This is a genomic window from Pseudoalteromonas sp. 2CM39R (genome assembly GCF_023161845.1).
In genome coordinates this window covers 1-22,754 of sequence record NZ_JALNTM010000004.1, presented here as the reverse complement: position 1 = coordinate 22,754, position 22,754 = coordinate 1, and the positions used below count along the sequence as shown (strand labels likewise).

Annotated in this window: 16 protein-coding genes; all 16 read right to left on the bottom strand. The window is 39.7% G+C overall.

Going from position 1 to position 22,754, the window contains the following annotated elements; genetic code table 11:
• Positions 1-45: 45 nt before the first annotated feature.
• Positions 46-576 carry a cell division protein ZapC gene (locus MTF66_RS10460; RefSeq protein ID WP_054201007.1) on the bottom strand — a complete coding sequence of 177 codons (531 nt, stop codon included), beginning with the start codon at positions 574-576 and terminating at the stop codon, positions 46-48.
• Positions 577-706: 130 nt separating this feature from the next.
• Positions 707-1,717 carry a quinone-dependent dihydroorotate dehydrogenase gene (gene pyrD, locus MTF66_RS10455; RefSeq protein ID WP_138622869.1) on the bottom strand — a complete coding sequence of 337 codons (1,011 nt, stop codon included), beginning with the start codon at positions 1,715-1,717 and terminating at the stop codon, positions 707-709.
• Between the two features lie 105 nt (positions 1,718-1,822).
• Positions 1,823-6,664: an NAD-glutamate dehydrogenase gene (locus MTF66_RS10450; RefSeq protein WP_138569707.1), complete on the bottom strand. Its 4,842-nt coding sequence runs from the start codon at positions 6,662-6,664 to the stop codon at positions 1,823-1,825.
• 210 nt (positions 6,665-6,874) lie between these two features.
• Positions 6,875-9,196, bottom strand: coding sequence for an RND family transporter (locus tag MTF66_RS10445; RefSeq protein ID WP_248527206.1), 2,322 nt, complete (start codon positions 9,194-9,196; stop codon positions 6,875-6,877).
• Entirely contained in the window at positions 9,196-10,191 is a 996-nt protein-coding gene (locus tag MTF66_RS10440; RefSeq protein ID WP_248527205.1) for a YCF48-related protein, read from the bottom strand. Before MTF66_RS10440 ends, MTF66_RS10445 begins: the two co-directional genes overlap by 1 nt.
• Positions 10,192-10,315: 124 nt before the next feature.
• On the bottom strand, positions 10,316-11,680 hold the full coding sequence (locus MTF66_RS10435; RefSeq protein ID WP_010390152.1) for a DUF1329 domain-containing protein: 1,365 nt from the start codon (positions 11,678-11,680) through the stop codon (positions 10,316-10,318).
• A gap of 13 nt (positions 11,681-11,693) precedes the next feature.
• Positions 11,694-13,790 (bottom strand): DUF1302 domain-containing protein, encoded by a 2,097-nt coding sequence (locus tag MTF66_RS10430; protein ID WP_054201010.1) that lies wholly within the window; start codon positions 13,788-13,790, stop codon positions 11,694-11,696.
• A gap of 253 nt (positions 13,791-14,043) precedes the next feature.
• Entirely contained in the window at positions 14,044-14,265 is a 222-nt protein-coding gene (locus MTF66_RS10425) for a DUF2835 domain-containing protein (protein WP_010390154.1), read from the bottom strand.
• Between the two features lie 3 nt (positions 14,266-14,268).
• Entirely contained in the window at positions 14,269-16,863 is a 2,595-nt protein-coding gene (gene pepN / locus MTF66_RS10420) for an aminopeptidase N (RefSeq protein ID WP_248527204.1), read from the bottom strand.
• A 50-nt stretch (positions 16,864-16,913) separates the two neighbouring features.
• Entirely contained in the window at positions 16,914-18,398 is a 1,485-nt protein-coding gene (gene nhaC, locus MTF66_RS10415) for a Na+/H+ antiporter NhaC (protein WP_374237209.1), read from the bottom strand.
• Between the two features lie 159 nt (positions 18,399-18,557).
• Positions 18,558-20,582, bottom strand: coding sequence for a carboxy terminal-processing peptidase (gene prc, locus MTF66_RS10410; RefSeq protein WP_010390159.1), 2,025 nt, complete (start codon positions 20,580-20,582; stop codon positions 18,558-18,560).
• Between the two features lie 26 nt (positions 20,583-20,608).
• Entirely contained in the window at positions 20,609-21,247 is a 639-nt protein-coding gene (gene proQ, locus MTF66_RS10405) for an RNA chaperone ProQ (protein WP_010390161.1), read from the bottom strand.
• Between the two features lie 16 nt (positions 21,248-21,263).
• Positions 21,264-21,542, bottom strand: a complete 279-nt coding sequence (locus MTF66_RS10400) for a hypothetical protein (protein WP_248527200.1) — start codon at positions 21,540-21,542, stop codon at positions 21,264-21,266.
• Positions 21,542-22,000: a GAF domain-containing protein gene (locus tag MTF66_RS10395; RefSeq protein WP_054201014.1), complete on the bottom strand. Its 459-nt coding sequence runs from the start codon at positions 21,998-22,000 to the stop codon at positions 21,542-21,544. Before MTF66_RS10395 ends, MTF66_RS10400 begins: the two co-directional genes overlap by 1 nt.
• 128 nt (positions 22,001-22,128) lie before the next feature.
• Positions 22,129-22,509: a hypothetical protein gene (locus MTF66_RS10390; RefSeq protein ID WP_008112036.1), complete on the bottom strand. Its 381-nt coding sequence runs from the start codon at positions 22,507-22,509 to the stop codon at positions 22,129-22,131.
• 36 nt (positions 22,510-22,545) lie between these two features.
• Positions 22,546-22,754, bottom strand: a 209-nt coding sequence (locus MTF66_RS10385; protein WP_248527198.1) for a hypothetical protein, incomplete at its 5' end; no start/stop codon positions are given.

Below are 22,754 nucleotides of genomic sequence, written 5' to 3'. Positions count from 1 at the left end.
TTGCGTACAAATACGCCTTAAACAAGCCTCAAAGACTAAATTAGGCTAAGCTGTTTGGCTATCGTACTGTGAGGTAATTAAGGGGTGAACTCGGTTGTTTAAAACGCGGATAACTTCAAACTGGGCAAGTGATAGATTGTCATCTAGTGCAAAGGTTTCGCTTAAATTAATGCACACAGAAGCATCTGGACAATGCTCTATAATTAAAAACTCGCCAGTTTGTGATTCTGAGCTTAAATTAATAACCGCTTCAGTACTAGGTGTACTACCAGTATACGGTTTAAAAAACCAACTTTTTGCCAACACTGGTTTTAATTGAAATTTAACTGCCGTTGCATTGAGCGCTATTTGGCATAACTGGGCAGGGTTCCATAAATTAAACTGCGCAAGGTAATAATAAACTTGCTCATAAAAGGCTGCATCTTCAAGGCTGAAGTATGGGTTTTCAAAAGCACAATCGGTGAGCTGTCTAAGCTTATAAGGTGTACAAAGTTGCATATCGTCATTTAAATCAAGCAGTAAGCGGTTTTTTTCAGCACACGCTATCCACTGCCATTGCTTTGACGCTTGTAACATTTGCTCCTCCCTACTTAGTACTTAAAAAATAAAATAAGACAATAAGCTTAGAGTATAGCTGCTTTTGACCATTTTTAAAACGTCTTTTTAGAACATTTATCGAACGATCAAAAGCTTACATAACTGATCCTTATAAGTCGTTAATGATCGACTTGACCAATTGCGGTCCTTTGTATATGAAACCGGTATAAACTTGAACTAAATCTGCACCTGCATTAAATTTTTCTTTTGCTGATTTAGCATCATCAATCCCCCCCACACCAATAATAGGTAACTGATTGTTTGTTAAACGCTTAAGTTCAGAAACAACATGGGTTGAACGCTCTCTAACTGGCGCTCCTGATAAACCGCCTGCCTCATCAGCATACTGCTGACCTTGCACTAAGCTACGCTCTAAGGTGGTATTAGTGGCTATAACACCATCAATTTTATTATTTAACAGTGACTCGCTCACTTGTTCAATTTGAATTGGATCTAAGTCTGGCGCAATTTTCACCAACATAGGCACTTGTTTATTGTGCTTAGCAATTAAATCAAGCTGCTCGTTTTTCAAGCTTTGTAATAAGTCATCTAATGCTGCGCCATATTGCAGGTCTCGTAAGCCAGGGGTATTGGGTGATGAAATGTTTACAGTGATGTATGATGCATGCTCAAACACTTTACGCATACAGTGAATGTAATCATCTTTACCCTGCTCATTTGGTGTATCTTTATTTTTACCAATATTGATACCTAAAATACCATCGTATTTAGCTGCTTTAACATTGTTAACTAAATTATCAACACCTTTGTTATTAAAGCCCATACGATTAATAATCGCATTTGACTGCGGCAACCTGAATATCCGCGGCTTATCGTTCCCCGCTTGAGCACGCGGTGTTACTGTACCCACTTCTACAAAGCCAAAACCCATTTGAGCGAATGCCTCAATACACTCCGCATTTTTATCAAGACCTGCAGCAAGCCCTACTGGGTTTTTAAATTCGAGACCTAAAAAGTTCACTGGTTTATTTGCCACGCTTTGTGACCATGCAGCACTTAATGGCGTGTTAGCAAAGCGACGTAAGTTATTAAGAGCAAAATCATGGGCCCACTCCGCATCACGGGTAAACATAAAACGGCGAGCTAAATCGTAGAACATGAATATAATCCTCTTAAAATTGTAGACAAAAAAATACCTCAGACAAGGCTGAGGTATTATATAACAAAAACTGTTTAACGATTAGTTTTAATCATTAGCAGTTTGTTACTTTGCTGATGTATCACAGTTGTGACCAAGTAACATGAGCTCTCTTAATGCCACTGAGAACTTAGCAAAATCGTGACTTTGCGATGTTTTAAACTCTGTCAACATTTGCTTCCAACGTTGAAGTAACAGATCTTGACTATCCATCCATTGTTCAATTTGACCATCTACATCACTGCTTTCACCTTCAAAGCTGTTTAATACCACTTCTGACAAGGTGCGTTGCTGCCAATCTAACTCTTCACGATATGATGCACGCGCTAATGCCTGCCAATGGTTAGAAACCGGTTGATTAGTGATTTGATCTAAGAACCAATGTAGTCCCATTTGCGCACCTAATTTAAAGTAAGTGTGCGACACCATATCGATTTTACGATTAGAGTTTTGAGCAATTTGCGTTAAATCCATTACCGAGAACAAGCTTGATAACGACACAATGCGCTGTGCGATATCTGTAGGTACACCGCTTTGTGTTAGTTCTTCACGGGCACTTACAATACGATCGCTTTCTGTTTTAACGATGTATTTAGTTAAGTTTTCACTTAAATCGGCAAATGTTGGTGAGAAAATTTCAATCGCTTGCTCAATTGATTGTGCTTTGGTGCGATGACGAAGGAACCAACGTGTAGCGCGACGAACTGTACGACGTAACTGGTATAACATTTCTGTTTGTACGTTCGATGGTATTTTATTATCTAAATCACTAATAGATAACCATGTTTCACGCATTTGGAAAATTTCACTTGCGATTGAATAACACAATGCAATTTCAGCTTCGTTTGCACCGGTTTCTTCATTCATTCGCACCATAAAGTTTAAGCCCATATCATTAACAATATTATTTGCTAACTTAGTGGCAATAATCTCTTTGCGTAGTGGATGATTATCCATAGCATCATTAAACTTCTCACGTAATGGGCGCGGGAATGATTTAACTAATAACTGACGGTAATATGGATTCTCAGTAATTTCATCCGTTACCAAAGACTCTTTTAGCACCATTTTCGCGTAAGAAACTAATACAGATAGCTCAGGGCGAGTTAAATCTTTACCTGCAGCGGCGCGCTCTGCCAACTCTTCATCGGTAGGAATAAACTCAATTGCACGGTCTAGCTTACCGTCTTTTTCAAGTGCATGAATAAAGCGAATTTTTTCTTTAAGCGTTGAGGTCCCTTTAGATTGAGTGATCGACAAAGTGTGCGTTTGACGATAACAATCTTTAAGTACTAATTCAGACACTTCATCGGTCATTGAGTAAAGTAACTCATCACGTTGCTTACGCGTTAAGTCGCCCTCAGCAACTAAACCATTAAGTAAAATTTTAATATTTACTTCGTTATCTGAACACGCAACACCACCTACGTTATCGATGAAGTCAGTATTTACACGACCGCCTTGAGCTGCAAATTCAATACGACCTAATTGAGTTGCACCTAAGTTACCGCCTTCGCCAAATATTTTAGCACCAAGATCTTTACCATTAATGCGCAGCGCATCATTTGCACGATCCCCTACATCGGCATCCGTTTCTTTCGAATGCTTGATGTAAGTCCCTATACCACCATTCCACAATAAATCATGGTCCATCATTAATGATGCTTTGATCAATTCATTCGGTGTCATGCTGGCTTTTTTAGTGCCTAACATCTTTTTCATTTCAGGGGTCAGCGTAATCGACTTAGCAGCACGAGAGAAAATACCACCACCGCTTGAAATTAGCTCTTTATTGTAATCTTCCCATGATGAACGTGGTAAATTAAATAAACGTTCGCGCTCTGGATAAGAAGCTGCTGCATCTGGGTTTGGATCAACAAAGATATGTAAGTGATTAAACGCCACTTGCAAGCGAATGTGCTTTGATAACAGCATACCGTTACCAAATACGTCACCGGCCATGTCCCCGATAGCTACTGCTGTAAAGTCTGTGGTTTGACAGTTAATATCCATTTCACGGAAATGACGTTTTACAGACTCCCATGCACCACGAGCCGTAATACCCATCTTCTTATGGTCATAACCTACAGAACCACCTGATGCAAACGCATCACCTAGCCAGAAGTTATATTCGTTTGCGATGCCATTGGCAATATCAGAGAATGTTGCTGTGCCTTTATCCGCTGCTACTACTAGGTACGCATCGTCTTCATCATGGCGTGTAACATCAACAGCAGGTACAATTTCACCACGGTCAATATTGTCTGTGATATCTAATAAACCACGAATGAAGATTTTATAACATTCTTGGCCTTCTTTAATAAACGCTTCACGTTCACTAGGTAGTTGTTTACATACAAATCCACCTTTTGAACCTACCGGTACAATCACGGTATTTTTAACTTGTTGCGCTTTTACTAAGCCAAGTACTTCTGTACGGAAATCTTCACGACGATCTGACCAACGCAATCCACCACGGGCAACTTTACCAAAACGTAAATGCACACCTTCAACACGTGGAGAATAAACAAATATCTCAAACGCTGGCACAGGTAGTGGGACTTCTGGAATTAAACTTGGCTGAATTTTAAGTGAGATGTACGACTTAAATTTGCCTTCAGCATCTTTTTGGAAGTAGTTAGTACGTAATGTAGCAACAATCATATCAACGTATAAACGGATAATACGATCATCATCAAGGTTCGCTACGTTTTCTAACTCTGCATAAATTTCTAAGCCTAGCTTTTCAAGTGTTTTAGCACTTGCAGGGCTTTTTACAGAGAACTTTTTAGAGAATAAGTTAACAATTTTAGCGGCAATATGCGGGTAATTTGCAAAGGTACTTTCAATATACGTTTGCGAGAAAGTAACCCCTATTTGGCGCATGTATTTTGCGTATGCACGTAAAATTGATGATTCACGACCCGTTAAACCACCCATTAACACTAGACGGTTAAAGCCATCGTTTTCTAAACGGTTTGCCCATACACTGGTTAATGCAGCGCGAAAACGTGCAGAGATCTTATCAAAATCAGCCATCCCTTTGCTGTCAATTAGCATAGAGAAATCCATGACCCAATTTACGCCACCATCACTAGTTTTAACCGAGTATGGTGTTTCACCTACAACACGTAGACCAAAGTTTTCAAGCATTGGCATAACATCAGATAAATGAATTGGCTCATCTTTATGGAATAAGCTTAAACGCACAATATTGCTGCTTGCTTCTTCTTGTGGACGATAGAACAACATTTCTAACTTGTTCTCATCGCTTAGCATTTCTAGCTTTTCAATATCGACCACTGCAGCGCTAGGTAATACTTCTTCTTTGTATGAGCGGGCAAAGGCATTGCAATATTTACGGTTTAATTCATTACCACGGGCCTCACCAGCAGATTCAAGTAAGGCTGATTGTAATTTATCTTCCCATGTACGAGCGGCTTCTATTAGGTTGTTTTCTATGTCTTTCACGTTATATTCAATATTGTTGTCGGTCACACGAACAGTGTAATGGGTACGCGCCAGTGTAGACTCAGAGAAATAGGTAGTAAATTCGACTTTAACGTCAGAATTAAATGCGTTAGCTAAAATAGCTTGCGTTTCGCGGCGAAGCGCTGTGTTATAACGCTCACGAGGTACATAAACCATGCATGATAAAAAACGGCCATATGCATCTTTACGAACGAATAAACGACACATGTCGCGTTCTTGTATTTGCAATACGCCCATGGCAACTTCTAGTAACTCATTCTCACGAGCTTGTACCAGTTCGTCACGTGGGTAGGTTTCTAATATATTTAATACGGCTTTGTATGCATGTGTCCCTTTAGCGAAGTCACACATGTCCATAATACGATTAATTTTACTTTTAAGAACCGGTACATCAGCAGCGCTATTGTTGTAAAAGTTTGATGAAAACAAACCGATGAAACGATCTTCACCAATAACATTGCCTTTGTCATCAAAACGTTTTACACCCACATAATCTATGTAAGCTGGGCGATGAACGCGAGACAATGAATTAGTTTTAGTTAAAATTAATAGGTTACTACTGCGTGCTTCTTGGCGAGCCACTTCAGGTAACTCAGAAAGCAAACGTGTATGCTCAGCATCAGAGTTTTTCATTAACCCTAAGCTGGTATCCATTTTACCTTTTAATTGATAGTCGCCCTGAACTGGTGAAAGTTCATATTGGCGGTAACCCATTAATGTAAAGTTGTCTTTTACTAGCCAATCTAAAAACTCAACGGTTTCATTTATTTCATTGTCATTTTTATCTTTATGGCTTTTTGGCAAGCTTTTGCTTACCGCGATTAATTTTTCGCGAATAGGCTGCCAATCTTCAACCGCAACCGATACATCAACAAGTACTGATTCAAGCTCCTTTTTGAAAGACTCAATAACAGTTGCATCTGTTTGACGGTCAATTTCTATAAAGAATACAGTTTTTGTTGATGTTGATTCTTGCTCTGCTTTTAAGCTTGATAACCCAGATATTTTTTCGTTTTTATCACGTTGAATTTTCAGTGGACTATGAAGAAGTAAGTGAGAGGCGATGTTTTCTCGTGTCATGGCCATACGTACAGAGTCAACTAAAAACGGCATGTCTTTAGCAATGATCTCTACAATGGTATGTGATGACTGCCAGCCATCTTTTGCCACTTCAGGGTTGAAAACGCGAATAACTGCGTCATCTGATGTATTTTTTTCTAGCGAATTCCAAAGGCTGAGTGCAGCACCATATAAGTCACTGTCGTTGCGATTTGCCAAATCCTCTTTAGACATATTGCTGTACAAGGCTTTGGCGAATTTCTCAACGAGTAACACATTATCAGCGCGAACTTTTTTCTGGATAAGCTTACAGACGTTATCTAAAATAACCGAGGCTTGGCCTTCATTTCGTGTCATTGTATGTTCCTTAATCTATCACTGCTAGTTTAGCAGAATATTTGTACAGCCATTTATTAGCGTGGAGTCAGTTAAATTCTAACCCTTTTAAAACTAATAAACAGCCTTTTCGATGAAAACATTTTAAGCATTTCAGCTATTTGGTCATCTATTCACAAAATATAGATATAAATGGCCATTACTGGCCATTTTGGAGCAAATTTATTCACCTTATTTTTTCTGGTCAGTCCAGAGCAAGCTACCAATTGCAGGTAAAAGTAATACAGCACCCAACATATTTACTAAAAACATGAAGGTAAGCAGAATTCCCATATCAACTTGGAACTTCAAATCAGAAAAAATCCACGTACTAACACCAATTGCTAATGTAATACCAGTAAATAACACCGCACTACCACGTTCAACTAATGCATTACGATAAGCAATACTCAATGGCACGTTTTGTTTTAACTGCCCCATCATCGATGACAAAATATAAATACCGTAATCAACACCAATACCTACGCCCAAAGCAATTACTGGTAAGGTTGAAACAGTTAGACCAATCTCAAGCTGAACCATAAGTGCTTGCGCAAGAGTGGAGACTATGTACAAGGGTAATACCACTGCAACAGTCGCTTTTACACTCTTAAAGCTAAGTAAGCATAAAATAATGACCGCACCATAAACATAGAGCATCATAGGGATTTGCGCAGCTGAAACAGACTCATTCGTTGCAGCCATCACACCTACAGGGCCAGATGCCAATTTGAAAGCAAGCTTGTCTGTGCCCTCTTCAACAGCAAATTGTTTTACCTTTGCAATCACGTTATCAATAGTTTGTGCTTTATGATCATCTAAAAATATAATCACGGGCATTACTGAACAATCACCGTTTAATAACCCTGTGCTGGTTTCAACGCGAGAGGTTGACTGCACCAAACTGGCAGAATTGCGCGGCAAACTTTGCCACTTTAAATTACTCTCGTTATAACCGGCATTAACTGATTGTGCCACTGAGCTTAGGCTGACCGCTGATTGTACACCGGCTAAATTTTCAACCTTATACTGAAAGCGCGATATACGCTCCATGACATCATGTTCAGTACACGCTGCAGGATAAGCCTCTACAATGACTTTTAAAATATCAGATGAAATTGTGTATTTGTCCGATATTAAGAAAGTATCTTGGTTGTAACGTGCATCTTGGTGCAATGATGGTGCCCCAGCATGTAAATCACCAATACGCATTTTGTCTGCTTGCCAATAGCCCAGTGCAAATAAAACCAGAGTGAAACCAATAATGATTTTTGCTGTTTTTGGGTCGGTTGCTTTAACCAACAAATCGCGCATTGCATCGAGTATGTTCGGTTTATTAGCATCACCTGATTGAATATGGATGCTGTTTTCAAAGCGCATATACGACGCCCACACTGGCAACAAAATCAGATTAGTAAATATAATCACTGCCACACCTAAACTCGCAGTAATAGCAAGTTCACGAATAATACCGATATCAATGGTTAATAGGGTTAAAAAGCCAACCGTATCAGATAACAACGCAATCCCGCCAGGCACAAGTAAAGCCCTAAAGCTTGATTGGCAACATATTGCTGTAGACTTACCTTCAGCAACCTTTTTACCAATGGCATTAATCATCTGCACACCGTGGCTTACGCCAATAGCGAAGACTAAAAATGGCACTAAGATAGACATAGGATCAAGACCGAAGCCGAAGCTAGAAAGCAATCCTAACTGCCAAATTACCGCAATAATTGAACACACAATCGGTAAGATAGTAAGTTTTAAGCTGCCACAAAATAGCCATACCATGACAAAAGTAAACGCAATTGCAATGGCAAAAAATAATACAACCCCTTTTGCGCCCTCGGCTATATCGCCGGCCATTTTTGCAAAACCAATAATATGAATACTGATCTTTTCGGTACTTAGAGGCTCACGAATTTCGCTTTCTAATTTTTTTGCAAAAGCGAGAGTGTCTAATTTTTCTTGTGTTTGCGGATCAGTCTCCAACAGTTGGGCGGTGACCATAGCACACGAATAATCGCTTGCTATCATACGACCCACTACTTTGGCCTTTTCAATGTTCTCTTTAACAATTCCTAAGCCTTGCTTATCGGCTTTAAAGTTGGCTGGTATAATAGGCCCGCCAGCAAAGCCATCTTCAACGACTTCAACAAAGCGCGCACTAGGTGAAAATATTGAATTTACTAAAGGACGATTTACTCCTGGAATAAAGTAAAGTTGGTCATGCACAGCTTTTAATTGAGTAAAAAATTCAGGGTTAAAAATATCACCACTGTCATCACATACTGAAATTAAAATACTATTAGCGCCGCCAAACTGTTTTTCATGTTTGGTGTACACCTTCATATAATCATGGTTAAGCGGAATATTTTTATTAAATGACGCATCAAGCTGAATCTGCGTTGCTTTAAAAACCAATAAACAGGTGATCAACACAAAACTTATGAGCACCACTAAGCGGTGTCTAAAAATCGCTTTTTCTAAAAAATCTAAAATTGCTTGCATTAAGGGGTCAACTCCTTCACTTTAATGCCGTTTTCTGTTGCCATGATCAGTTTATCTTTAACAATCACGCCATCAAGAATCGCTTTACCATCAGCTAACTGCTCGTACGACAACACATCATCTTTAAGGTGAAAAATAACACCGCTATTAGCCAATAATAGCCATTGTTTATTATTATAATTAATGATGCTATTTACAGTAGCTGTTTTATCATTGTCTAAGTGCTGCCAGTGCTGACTGTCGGTTTTATTTAGGAAAATATTACCACGTAACCCCGCAACAATTTGTTGCGATGAATCTGAAGCAAATCCAAAAAATGAACCAGGGTAAATTTCATCTAAACGTTGCCATGTTTGGCCATCGTCATCACTTTTTGCCATTAAGCCCATCTCACCGACCAGCATTAAACCCGAACTAGTCGGTTCAATGCGATTAAAGTGAGGTAATATAGACGAGGTTTCTATTTCGTAACCCTCAGGATCGGTTTGTTTTAAATCATTTAAATAATCTCTATCTTCACTAAATAACAGTGAATCTAAAAAGCGTTTTTGCCAATGTTTTCCGCCATCACTTGTTTGATAAAACATACCGTAAGCGCCAACCGCATAGCCATTTAAGTCATCTTTAAAATAAATATCTAAACAGGGTTTATCTAAACTTGGTTTTGCTTGTTGTAACTGCCAGTTTTCACCACCATCGGTGGTATTAATAATTGTGGCGTCATGTCCACATGCCCAGCCATTAGAATCATTAGTAAATTCAACCGCTGTTAGTAATACTTGTGTAGGTACCAATCTCGCTTGTTGCCAATCGCTACCATCAATACTTTTAATGACCGTCCCATGTTTACCTACAGCAATAAGCCCTGCTGAAGTTTGGGTAATATCGGTAAGGAGTGTTTTATCTGCATTAATTGCGCTAATCGCACTTTGAGGTGCGTCTTGTGCAAAACTCGCACCGCTTAGGATCAGGCTGGCATAGACCAAATACTTCATAAATTAAATTCGCCTTGAACTGAGGATTTGTTTGTCTGTTATAAAGAGGAAAACCTGTGCGTTAATAGACAAACGCGATGTGAAAGAAAAAAGGCACCTAGGAAACTAGGTGCCTGCTTTTATACTATCTACCAGCGCGACGTAAAGCGCTCGATGTAAACTCATTGTCATTAAATGACTGAGAAAAGTCATACATCTTTTCTTGGTTATCTAGACCAATGGCTAAGTAGCGACGTGAATTAAGATCGTGGTATACCTCAAGCGTACTCCACTGTGTCGGTACTTCATAGTAGTTAAGACCATAAGCCATTGCTACACGATAAAGTTGGTCACGATTATCGTAAATATCGGTAACATGTACTTGCCAACTGTCTTCGTCAATGTAGAAAACACGTTTTTTGTAAATATGACGGGTGTCATCTTTTAAGTTTGCTTCAACAACCCATACACGGTGTTTTTCGTAACGTGTATGCTCAGGATTGATATGACCAGGCTTTAAAATATCATCATAAGTTAGCTTGTCGCTGTGAAGCTTGTAGCTATTGTATGGGATGTAAAGCTCTTGCTTACCTTTTAGCGTCCAGTTATAACGATTTGGCGAGCCGTTGAACATATCAAAATCATCAGTTGTACGTAAGCTATCTGCTGCTGTACCCGGTGCATCGTATGCTACATTAGGTGCACGACGCACACGGCGTTGACCTGAATTGTACGTCCACGCTTGGCGCGGCGTTAAAATTTGATCCATAGTTTCATGCACCAATAACGCGGTCCCTGCCAAACGGGCTGGCTCTGTCACTTGCTGTTTAAACTTAAACAAAATATTAGAATCTTGTAATTCAGCCGGAGTAGCACTTGGATCTGAATACTTAACTAATAACTGCTCATCAAAACCAACATAGTTATATGAACCCGATGCCGTCGGTGCTGCCTGACCACCAAAACGCTCAATAGACTGACCACGGTAACGAAGTAAATGGTTCCAAATTGCTTCTAAACCCGTTTTAGGGATTGGAAATGGAATACCAATAGCTGTACTTTTAATACCATTTCCGCCTTCAACTAATTCAGCAGACGTTGCAAACTTTTTGGTTGCATCGTACACAAATTGTGGAAAAGACGCAGAACGACGGGTTTCATACACTGGCATTTTAAACGTATCTGGGTACGCTTCAAATAACGCGATTTGTCCTGGGCTTAAGTTTTCTTTGTATTTATCAATATTACTTTTATCAATAGTGAATAATACTTTATCGGTTGCATAAGGGTCTAAGTGGTGCATACCCGGTTCATAACCTGCTGGAGCAGCAGTAATACCGCCATTCCATGCTGGGATTGAGCCATCAGCATTCGCTGCTTTTTCCGCACCAATTGGGCTTAAGTCTTTACCAAGGCGCGCAGCTTCTTCTGGGCTAATTTTAGCCAGCGCTGCGTGGCTTGCAAACAAACTACAAAACGCTGTAGCAATGAGGGTAGGTTTTTTAATCATAATAATGTTACCCCTAGATAGAATATTTTAAGTTAAAAGAAACGTAATCTCGGTCAGAGAAAGTGTTGGTGTCGCCACCACCCCAAAATGAGTTGTAACTTACATCCAAAGACCATGCATTTTGGTAATTAAAGCTCATGGTAGCACCTAGCGACTTACGATCTTCAATGAATAAGAACATTGGATCCGGCGTATTACCATTTACATCATGCGAAAATACAAAACGTGGTGAAAAGTTAATACCGTTGTAAAGGTTAAAGTAGTCACCTTTAGCAATTAGGCGATAGCCCCACGATGAAGCCGTAGCAAACGATTTTTGCTCAGGGCCATTTGATAACGCCATGTGTAATGCAGAGTAATCTGAACTACCAGGGCCTTGCATAATACCGCTTCGACCAGTACCAGACACGTTCAAGCGCATTTCATCGTATTCAGGCATATTGTTGATACGAACACCACCAATTTCACCCACCACAGCCCAACTATCAGCACCTAATGACGGGCCAAATAAATGCGTTGCCGTAAACTGTAATTGTGATGTATTGCGCTCAATATAACCTTTGGCTAATTCACCAGGGCCGACAACACTTGCAGCATCGCCCTTACTCATTTGCGAAATACCTGCAAACTCAGGACGTAAACCCGCAATAGCTAATTGTTCAGGCATTGCTGCATAAAGTAATTCTACGTCATCGATTTGTAGCGGTTCGTCTTCACGAAAAGTAAACTCACCAGCAAACGCTGTTTCACCAAGTGAAGTGTTAAAGCTTAAACCGTAAAGTTTAATATCTTCAGGGTACTCGTTAGTTGCTTTAGCAAATGCTTTTAAATCAGATACGTTATCAGAGGTAATTTCTGTGGTAGCAATCATCGCTAAATCTTGTTGTATTGATGCTTGCGTGAAGTTAGATACGCGACCTGAAATAAGTGGACGACGGCTATGGTAATTTACATGGTAAAGTGCCACTTCTGTATCGTTCCACTCGGGTAAGAACATGCCTAAGCGTAAACCATATTGGCCGCCATCATCTGGCTCTGTTTTGCCATCGTAGCCTTTGCCTTTTAGCGCGACCTTGGTCGGGTACGCTAAGTACATATTTGCCAATAGCTCTTGGCCAGCTGAGCTTGATGGGTCAATACCTTGGCTCGCAGCCACTTGGCCATAAGTTGCCATTAGATTGTTTAAACTATTGGTTAAAAATGCTAAATCAATATCAGGATTTGAGGTAAAACCTAGCTGAACGTTTTGTTGATAACCATTTTCTGCAGCAAAATCATTGGTAGAAAAATAAGTCCCTGCTGCTGGTAGGCGAGTTTCATGCCATTGATACTGATAAAAACCTTCTAAGGTGATGTTTTCAGTAAGCCCTAGCGATGCCCATAACATACCAACTGGAATAAACGCTTCTTTTAGTTCAGCCCCTGGAGCTTTCAAACGGTCAATATCAACCGGGTTTACGTTAATACCATGAGAAATTAACGTACTTTCACCCCAGTTTACTACTTGTTGACCCAAGCGAATTGACAGTGGATTATAACCATCGTTTAAATCAAAGTTTGCCCATACGTAGGCATCAAGTAACCGAAGGTCTGCACAACTTTGCTCTTTAGTATCATCGTCATCACAAGGATCTACACCTTGCCCTGATGTTGGATTCACATAAGCACGATCGCCGTCCATTAATTCAAAATCATAAAAATACATAAAACGGGTAAATAAGCCGTAGTTATCTTTACTTATTGAAAGGTCATGCGTGCCCTTTAATAGTTTGGAGAAAGACTCGCCGCTATTAAAGTTTAAATCACCGGCATCACCATTGTTCGAGTAAGAGCCCGGTTGAGCCCAAACATCTTGGGATGAATAAATCGGATTGACACCTGGGTTATAGCCAGTCCAATCGAAAGATGGGTTATTACTTTTACCTATGATGTTAAAGTCGCGGTCTTCAACACGAATACTTTGGCCATAAGAAAAAGTAGAATCGAAGGCGATATCAAAACCACCTACCTCAAATGTTGCAGCCTGTGTCTGTGCTGCAGATAAACCGATAGCCGCAGCTGTTAAGCCGAGTACTATTTTATTTTTAACAAAAAGCGATCTTCTTATCATTTTGGTTCCCCCCTGTCGCGGGTATTTTTTGTGTGATCAAGTTATTGTTTTTAGTGTAATCGTAACGATAGAAGCGAATTAAACAAATTACAAATGGTCGCCTTCAATCAGTTATAAGTTTTTTATTTGTTTGACGTTTACGTATTGGTAAGACGTCATACCAGATAATTTATACACGTAAATTAACAATAGAACAAATCGAAATTAACAAAAAGGCAATATTTGTGTATATCTATATCATAAAAAACAATAGCTAGGCTACTCGTTCGAGACGGATGAACTTGTTTTCATTACTTAAAATAAGTCTAAATCGACCTCGGATCCCTAAACTCGAAATAAAAGGTCGAAGATAATGAGCGGAAAAACGAATTGTTTTACCGCTATCAGCTGTCACTTGGATAGAGCTATACCGTCCGTGGTAATAATCCATGCACTTTGTATAGCTCAAATTCATACTAAAATAATGTTCTATCATGATTTATTGTAAGGCTTTTTCAACCTTTTCAAATAAGTCGTCGCTTAAACCTTCTAAATTAGCTAATCGCTCTAATTGTGCTCTCATTGCAGTTGCACGCGTTTCGTCATAACGACGCCATGACATAAACGGCGTTAACATACGAGATGCATTTTGCGGATTAATCGCATTAAGCTTAATCAATAAATCGCCAAGTAATGTATAGCCCGTGCCATCTAAACGATGAAACTGTGCCGTATTAAAATGAGAAAAGCTGCCCACTAATGCACGTACTCGGTTTGGATTCGAAAAATCAAAGCAAGGATGCGAGTACAAGGCTTTTATTTTCTCGATAGCATCTTCAGCAGAGTTCATTGCTTGCAAAGCAAACCACTTATCCATTACTAATACATCATGGCGCCATTGAGCGTCAAAATGCTCGAGCAATTGATCTGACAATGGGTGAGCTGCTTTAACCACACAGCTTAATGCACCGAGTACATTGGTCATATTTGTTGAAGATGCAGCCTGCTCAATTAAACTTGCCGCATCAACACTGTCGGTTTTTGCCAAATAATGAAGACAAAGCTGTTTCAGCGCACGTATTGCCACCGCTTGGGCACTCACACTACCATCATCAATGATTGCCTGGTAACAACTTAAAAACTCACTGTGCAATTGTGTGGCTATTTGCTGTTCAAATAACTCAATGTTTGCCGTTATCTGATCTACCGGTATTATTTCAAATTCAGCAGCTAAGGTATCAAAACTTGGTAACTTCAACAGTTCAGCAATCAATGCTAAATCACCCTCACGTTGAGATAGCAATGTGCGAAGTGCATCAATCACCTCCTCACTCAATGGAGTTTTACTTGCTAAAGTAACATTGGCTTTAAGAGCGTTAATAAATAACTGCTGTTGTGCATCCCAGCGTGAAAAATCGCTACGCGCAAAACGCATAATATGCAGTAAATCCGCTTCACTAATAGATTGATTTAAAATACATGGGGCTGAAAAATCTTCGAGCAATACAGCGGTTGGATTACTGTGAATATTATCAAAGTAAAATGTTTGCGAGCTATTAGTTACATCCAACACATTATCAAGCTGTTTCCCTTGGTATTGCAATGTAATACTTTGCCCCTGAGAGTCTAAAAGCTCAATAGCAAAAGGGATATGTAACATTGCATTATCAGGCTGGTTCGCTGGCGTAAGCTGCTCTACGGTAAGCGAGAATATTTGCGAAGCTTCATCATACTTTTTAGTTACGTTTAGGCGAGGCGTACCACAATGATTATACCAACGCTTAAATTGTGATAAATCAATGGATGATGCATCACTCATTGCTGCAACAAAATCATCACACGTCACCGCTTGCCCATCATGGCGTTCAAAGTACAAAGCCATGCCTTTTTGAAAGTTTTGCTCACCTAAAAGGGTATGCATCATGCGAATTACTTCTGCCCCTTTGTCATATACAGTCACAGTGTAAAAGTTATTCATTTCAATCACTTTTTCTGGACGTATCGGATGAGCCATAGGACCGGCATCTTCACTAAACTGATGAGTACGCATCACTTTTACAGCATCAATTCTATTAAGCGCACGAGAGCCTAAATCACTACTAAATTCTTGATCTCGAAATACCGTCAAGCCTTCTTTTAAAGACAATTGAAACCAGTCACGACAAGTTACACGATTTCCGGTCCAGTTATGAAAGTACTCATGGCCAACAATAGACTCAATGGTGTGGTAATCTTTATCGGTTGCCGTTTCTTGATTTGCCAACACACATTTACTGTTGAAAATATTTAAGCCTTTATTTTCCATTGCTCCCATATTGAAAAAATCAACGGCAACAATCATGTAAATATCAAGGTCGTACTCTAAATTAAAGCGAGCTTCATCCCAAGCCATCGCTTTTTTAAGCGACGTCATGGCATGCTCTGTTTTTGGTAAATTCCCTTTATCAACAAATAACGCTAAGGTGACGTCTTTACCACTACGTGTTGTGTATTTGTCGTGTAAAACATCAAAGTCCCCAGCTACTAAGGCAAACAAATAGCTAGGCTTTTTGAATGGGTCTTGCCATTTTACAAAATGGCGTCCATCTTGCGTTTCACCGCTATCAACTTGATTACCATTTGAGAGTAAATGCGGGAATGTTGTATCTGCAATTATAGTGACATCAAAAGTCGAAAGGACATCAGGACGGTCCATATAGTAGGTTATTTTTCTAAACCCTTGCGCTTCACATTGGGTACAGTAAGCCCCGCCCGATAAGTACAACCCCTCAAGTGAAGTATTGGTTTGAGGTGATGTTTGCGTCACTATACTTAGCTGACACTCATCAGGTAGATTATTAATGATTAATTGCTGATTTATAATTTTATAATCTGTGAGCTCCTCACCCTCTACCGACAATGAGATCAAAATTAAGTCAATGCCATCTAATACCAGTGGTGCATTTGAATCGCCAACGCGCTTAAGTGTTAATAAAGCATTTACCTGAGTTTGTAATGGCTGCAAATCAAACGTCAGCTCAGTGTGTTCGATTGAAAAATGGGGGGCTTGGTAGTCTTTTAGATATTCTGCTTGAGGTTTTTGTAGTTCAGTCATGTTCACTCCAAAAAAATAGCCCCTTTTAGTGATAAAAGGAGCTACTTAAATTAAGCCGTTTGTTTAGGTTTAATACGTAGTATCTTAATTCCTAAGTAAGCGTAAATCACGGCTAAGAAAGGATTTATAAGGTTAAAGAAAGCATAAAGCGCATAGTCAAACGGATTGATTAATAAAACACTTTGCATATACGCACCACACGTATTCCACGGTATCAGTGGGCTAGTAATTGTACCGCCATCTTCTAGAGTACGTGATAAGTTAACAGGCTTTAAGCCACGCTTTTTATATTCTTCTTTAAACATCCGCCCAGGTACCACAATGGCAATATACTGATCGGCAGCAATAACATTGGTACCAATACACGTTGCAATAGTGGAGGCGATAAGAGAGCCAGTGCTTTTTGCTATTTTTAGAATACTTTTAACAAATATATCAAGTAGACCCGTTTTTTCCATAATCGCACCAAACATCAGTGCTGTCATGATCAACCATGTGGTTGTTAGCATGCCAGACATACCGCCGCCGCTCAGTAACGAGTCCATTTTCGCATCGCCCGTGTTAATCGTGAAGCCATCAAAAAAGGTGGTCCAAACCAGTTTAAAGTAACCGACAAACTCGCCCTGAGTCATGTCTATTTGGCTAGCAATTAAGTCCGATTGAAATAACATAGCCCACACCGCGCCAATGACAGCACCAATTGAAATAGCCGGAAACGCTGGCATTTTTCGAATCGCGAGCACAAGTAATACAATTAACGGCACCAACATTTCTAAGCCAATATTAAAGTTTTGCTGAAGAATTGCAGTTATTTGATTTATTTGACCCGACTCACCCGCCGCTGTAGCGTTAAAACCCATGAAAACAAAGATAATTAAAGCAATCACAAAGCTAGGTACTGTAGTCCAAAGCATGTGATGAATATGTTCAAACAAATCAGCACCGGCAACGGCTGGGGCTAAATTGGTTGTTTCTGATAGTGGGCTAAGCTTATCGCCAAAATAAGCGCCTGATATTACGGCGCCAGCGGTAACTGTCGGCTCTAAACCAAGCCCAGAAGCTACACCAAGTAACGCGACACCTATAGTCGCTGCTGTAGTCCATGAACTACCAATACTCATTGCTACAATGCCACAAATTAAACAACTCGCGGCATAAAACCAACTAGGATTGATAATTTGTAGACCGTAATAAATTAATGTCGGAACGGTTCCTGATAATAGCCAAGTCCCGATTAATGCCCCTACCATGAGTAAGATTAAAATCGCACTAAGAGATAAGGTGATCCCCTCAATCATTGCATCTTCTAATTTTTTCCATGTGTAGCCATTTTTTAAACCAATTAACGCCGCAGCGAATGTTGCAAACAACAAGGCAATTTGATTGGGACCTGACGATGAGTCATCACCAAATAAGTACACAGCGGCACCTAATAAACAAATTAATACAGCAATTGGAATGAGTGCATCAAAAAACGAGGCACTTTTTAGTGGTTTTTCTTCAATTGGCTTCAAAATATAGACTCCTACACACATTCGATGCATGTTGATTATTTTTATTAGCACGTACGCGCATTTATTGAGCACTATTGATCTAGCTCAACTTTTGGTAATCCGCGATTATAACAATTTAGCAAATTATCGATAGTAAAAAAGGCGCCTAGGCGCCTTTTTTTTTACAAAGTGAAGCTGAATTTAGCGCTTAGCTACGCGACCATATTTGATATAATCTTGCGTAATAAGAGCTGCTTCTTCAAGAAACGGGTCAAGCTCTTCAATCACCTCAGGCACATCATCCAAGTTTTCAACAGGTTGTTTGCCTAAACGCTTTAAACGCTCGTTAGTGCGTGCTAGTGCTCGCGCTTCATTTTCTTCTTTTTCTTTAATGCGCTTTTTCTCGACTAAAGAAATTGTTTTACGATCTTTTTCTTCGTTGTAACGAGCGATATCCTCAAACACATAATTAAATTCAGGTTCAGTTTTAATTCGCTCATTGTGCTGTTTTTCAAGCACATTTATAACAGGGTTTAAACGCCCTATTTGCTTATACGTTGCTTGTACTATGCTATCCCATGGTAGTGCATTATCTTGCTTACTTTCCCCCCACTCTGCAGGGTCAATAGCCGATGGGAACGTAATATCTGGGATCACCCCTTTATGCTGTGTACTACCACCATTAATGCGGTAAAACTTTGCAATTGTATATTGCACACTACCTAATGGATTATCGTATAAGTCATAAGCACGCGCTAAACCTTTATGCTGCTGCACGGTCCCTTTACCAAAGGTTTGCTCACCAATGATAACGGCGCGGCCATAATCTTGCATAGCTGCGGCAAAAATTTCAGACGCGGATGCGCTGTATCTATCAACAAGCACTGTGAGTGGGCCATCATAATAAGTAATGCCGTCACGGTCTTTTTGTTCTTCAATACGGTTGTTTAAAGTATGAATTTGTACTACTGGACCTTGATCAAAAAACAAACCTGATAACTGCGTAGCTTCATATAATGAACCGCCGCCATTTTGACGTAAATCAATAATAATTCCGTCTACGTTTTGTTCTTTGAGTTTAGCCAACTCAACTTTTACATCTTTAGATAAGTTATTGTAAAAACCAGGGATTTCTATTACACCAATTTTGCTGGTTAAATCAGAATAACTGGCTTCAAATACTTCTGATTTGGCAGCTCTGTCTTCTAGACGAATTTTATCACGGGTAATTTCAACCACTTTTGGCGTACCGTGAGCATCTGCACCCTTTAGGTATTGCAAACGCACTTTAGTACCCTTAGGACCTTTTATTAAATCAACCACATCATCTAAACGCCAGCCAATTACATCAACAAACTCTTCGCCATCTTGAGCCACACCAATAATGCGGTCATCGGCTTTAATTTGCTCAGATTTGTCTGCCGGGCCTCCAGGCACTAAACTACGAATTACCGTGTAGTCTTCATCAGGCGTTAATACTGCACCAATCCCTTCAAGCTCAAGATCCATATCCATTTTGAACTGTTCTGCACGACGTGGAGATAAGTATGAAGTATGTGCTTCAATACTACGTGCAAGTGAATTCATTACAATTTGAAATGCATCTTCAGATTTTGATTGTACAAGACGCTTCTCTGCATTTTTATAACGCTTGGTTAAAACGTCTTTTATGCCAGGCCAATCTTTACCTGTCATTTTTAACCGTAATGCATCATATTTTACTCGCTCGCGCCAAATTTCATCTAATTCAGCTTGCGTGGTCGCCCATGGAGCATCTTCACGGTCATAAAAATATTCATCTTCAGTGTCGAACGTCATTTCATTTTCAAGTAGTGAAAGCGAAAATTCGTAACGTTCAAAACGACGTTTAAGGCTTAAGTTGAAAATATCAAATGTAAAGCCTAACTTGCCGCTAATAAGCGCGTTATCGAAACGCTCACGATATTGCTCAAAAGAGTCAATATCGCTTTTCAAAAACACGCTTTTATTAAAATCAAGGGATTCGATGTAACGATCAAACACTTTACTTGAAAGCTCATCGTTAAATCGAACAGGTGTGTAATGCGAACGAGTAAATAGATTAGCCACTCGTTTACTGGCTGTACCGTGCTGACTTTCTTGCTTGAGCAAAGGTAAGTCTTCTAATGTTACCGGCTCTACTGCAGCCAATAATGAACCTGAAAACAGCGCAGCAACTAACGGAATGAGCGTAAACTTTTTACTCATACACAACTCCTTAATTTTTTTGCAACTTAAATGATGTATAAGCTGTCGGCTTTGGTTTTTACTTGCATACCGGTCACTAATTCAACGTGAACATCGTCTTTGTTTACTTCAGTGATTACTGCATTAACAAGTGCTTGGCCAAGTTTAACTTTAACCTTGTTATTAACCTTGACCTCGCCTGCAGGTAAAGGTTCAACTTTTCCTGAACGCTTAGGCGCAGCGGCTTTTGCAGGCTTTGCTGCAGCCGATGAATTTTTAGCCGCATTAGCTGGTTTCTTTTTGAAAGATTTTGCTTCTGAATCTTGACGAGGGCGTTGCTGCTTTTTACGCTTTGCCATTTTAGCACGGCTTTCTTCCAACGCTTTTTGTGCGTGGTCAATATGCTCTTGCTCAACTTTTTCGCCTTGATTTCCGTCAAGATCGATTCTAAATTCAGATTTAGTAACCGCTTCAAGGTAGCGCCAGTTAGATGTGTATTTTCTAAGTGCTTGACGAACTTGTGTCTTACTAACTTTTTCAGAGCCTTCAATACGCTCAGCGATATCTTTAAAAATACCTACTTTAAGCGGCTGAATGCCCTCTTTTTGTTTAAAACATTGTGGAAATTCTTGGTATAAGAACTCCAATACTTCATTAATATCTTTTAGCTTGTTTGTGGTTTCCATTTTAGAACCTATTTAATCACATCTTTTTATCAAGGGCAGAATCAACATAGTGGATACACCAATCGGCTAACTCTTCAAAGTCAGCTTCAATCACAGCCATATCACCACGTAAATGTTCCCAAATACCATTTATAATTTCATCAATTGAATCACAGTCTAAATCATCAGGTAGACGATCCCATGCCATGTGAATCAAATCATTGAGCGTTTCCGCTACATGTTCTTCATCCCCTTCCCAATCACCAACATCTTGAACGGCAAAAAGGTAGTCTTGAACATTTAGCAAGTCTTTCATTACAGGCTAGCCTCTAAGCATTTTACAAGTGCTTCAAGCCCTGCTTGGTCATCAGTATCAAATCGGCCAATACTTGGGCTATCTATGTCTAGTACCGCAAATACAGATCCATTTTTCATGATAGGTACAACTATCTCAGAATTTGATGCTGCATCACAGGCTATATGACCGTCAAAAGCATGCACATCTGAAATTAATTGGGTTTGCTCGGTCGCCGCAGCAGTGCCACATACCCCTTTTCCTACTGGAATACGAATACAAGCTGGATTGCCTTGAAATGGACCAAGTACCAATTCTGATGGTGAATCCATAAAATAAAAGCCCGCCCAATTCACATCTTCTAAAGAGGTAAATAACAGCGCGCTTATATTTGCCATATTGGCAATTATGTTTGATTCACCGCCTATCAGCGATTCAGTTTGCTTAACTAATGACTGGTAAAAATCGTGCTTTTGCATACCAAACTACTTCTTATTAAACATACAGTAGCTAAAGGTACTCTTTGTCACTAAAAATTGAAACCTTTTGCGGGTAAAAAAAAGGAAATTACATGGTTTTACGACACACTTGATTAAATATTCCGCAATTAACTTTGTACCGATTTACGCAGGCCGAATAAAAACAGTCCAGCGGCAAACCCTGACATCACACTATTGATTAAAAAGATCTCGCCTGTAGTGGCGCTCAAAAGATAACTAAAAATAGCGCCACCCAGCAAGCCCAGTGTTAATACTCCAGAATAATTTACCTTAGAATACTTAAACATAAGTAAATAACCCGGCACTACAAACGCGGCCATAGTTAAACCCACTATGTGCGCGTTAGCAATAGCGGTCATTAATAGTCCTAAAAAAATAGAAACAGCGTCACCACGCATAGTCAATGCGTAGTAAATCCCCAACATACTGCCAATAATAACGGGAGATAATAATGAAAGTGCGACGCTTTTTGCGAGTTGATGTTTCATTGTAAGATCCTTAACAAAAACATAAATCTTTAATTTCTAAGCATGCACTAAGAGCCAAAGCTTATAAATAGAGACTATGGTCGTATTTTTTAACTGAATATGCTTGGTTTTTAAAAAGGTATAGCGAATATGAGGCACAAAAAAGCCCGCAAATCGCGGGCTTATCTGATAATGGTGGAGAGATAGGGATTTGAACCCTAGAGGGGCTATAAACCCCTGCCGGTTTTCAAGACCGGTGCATTCGA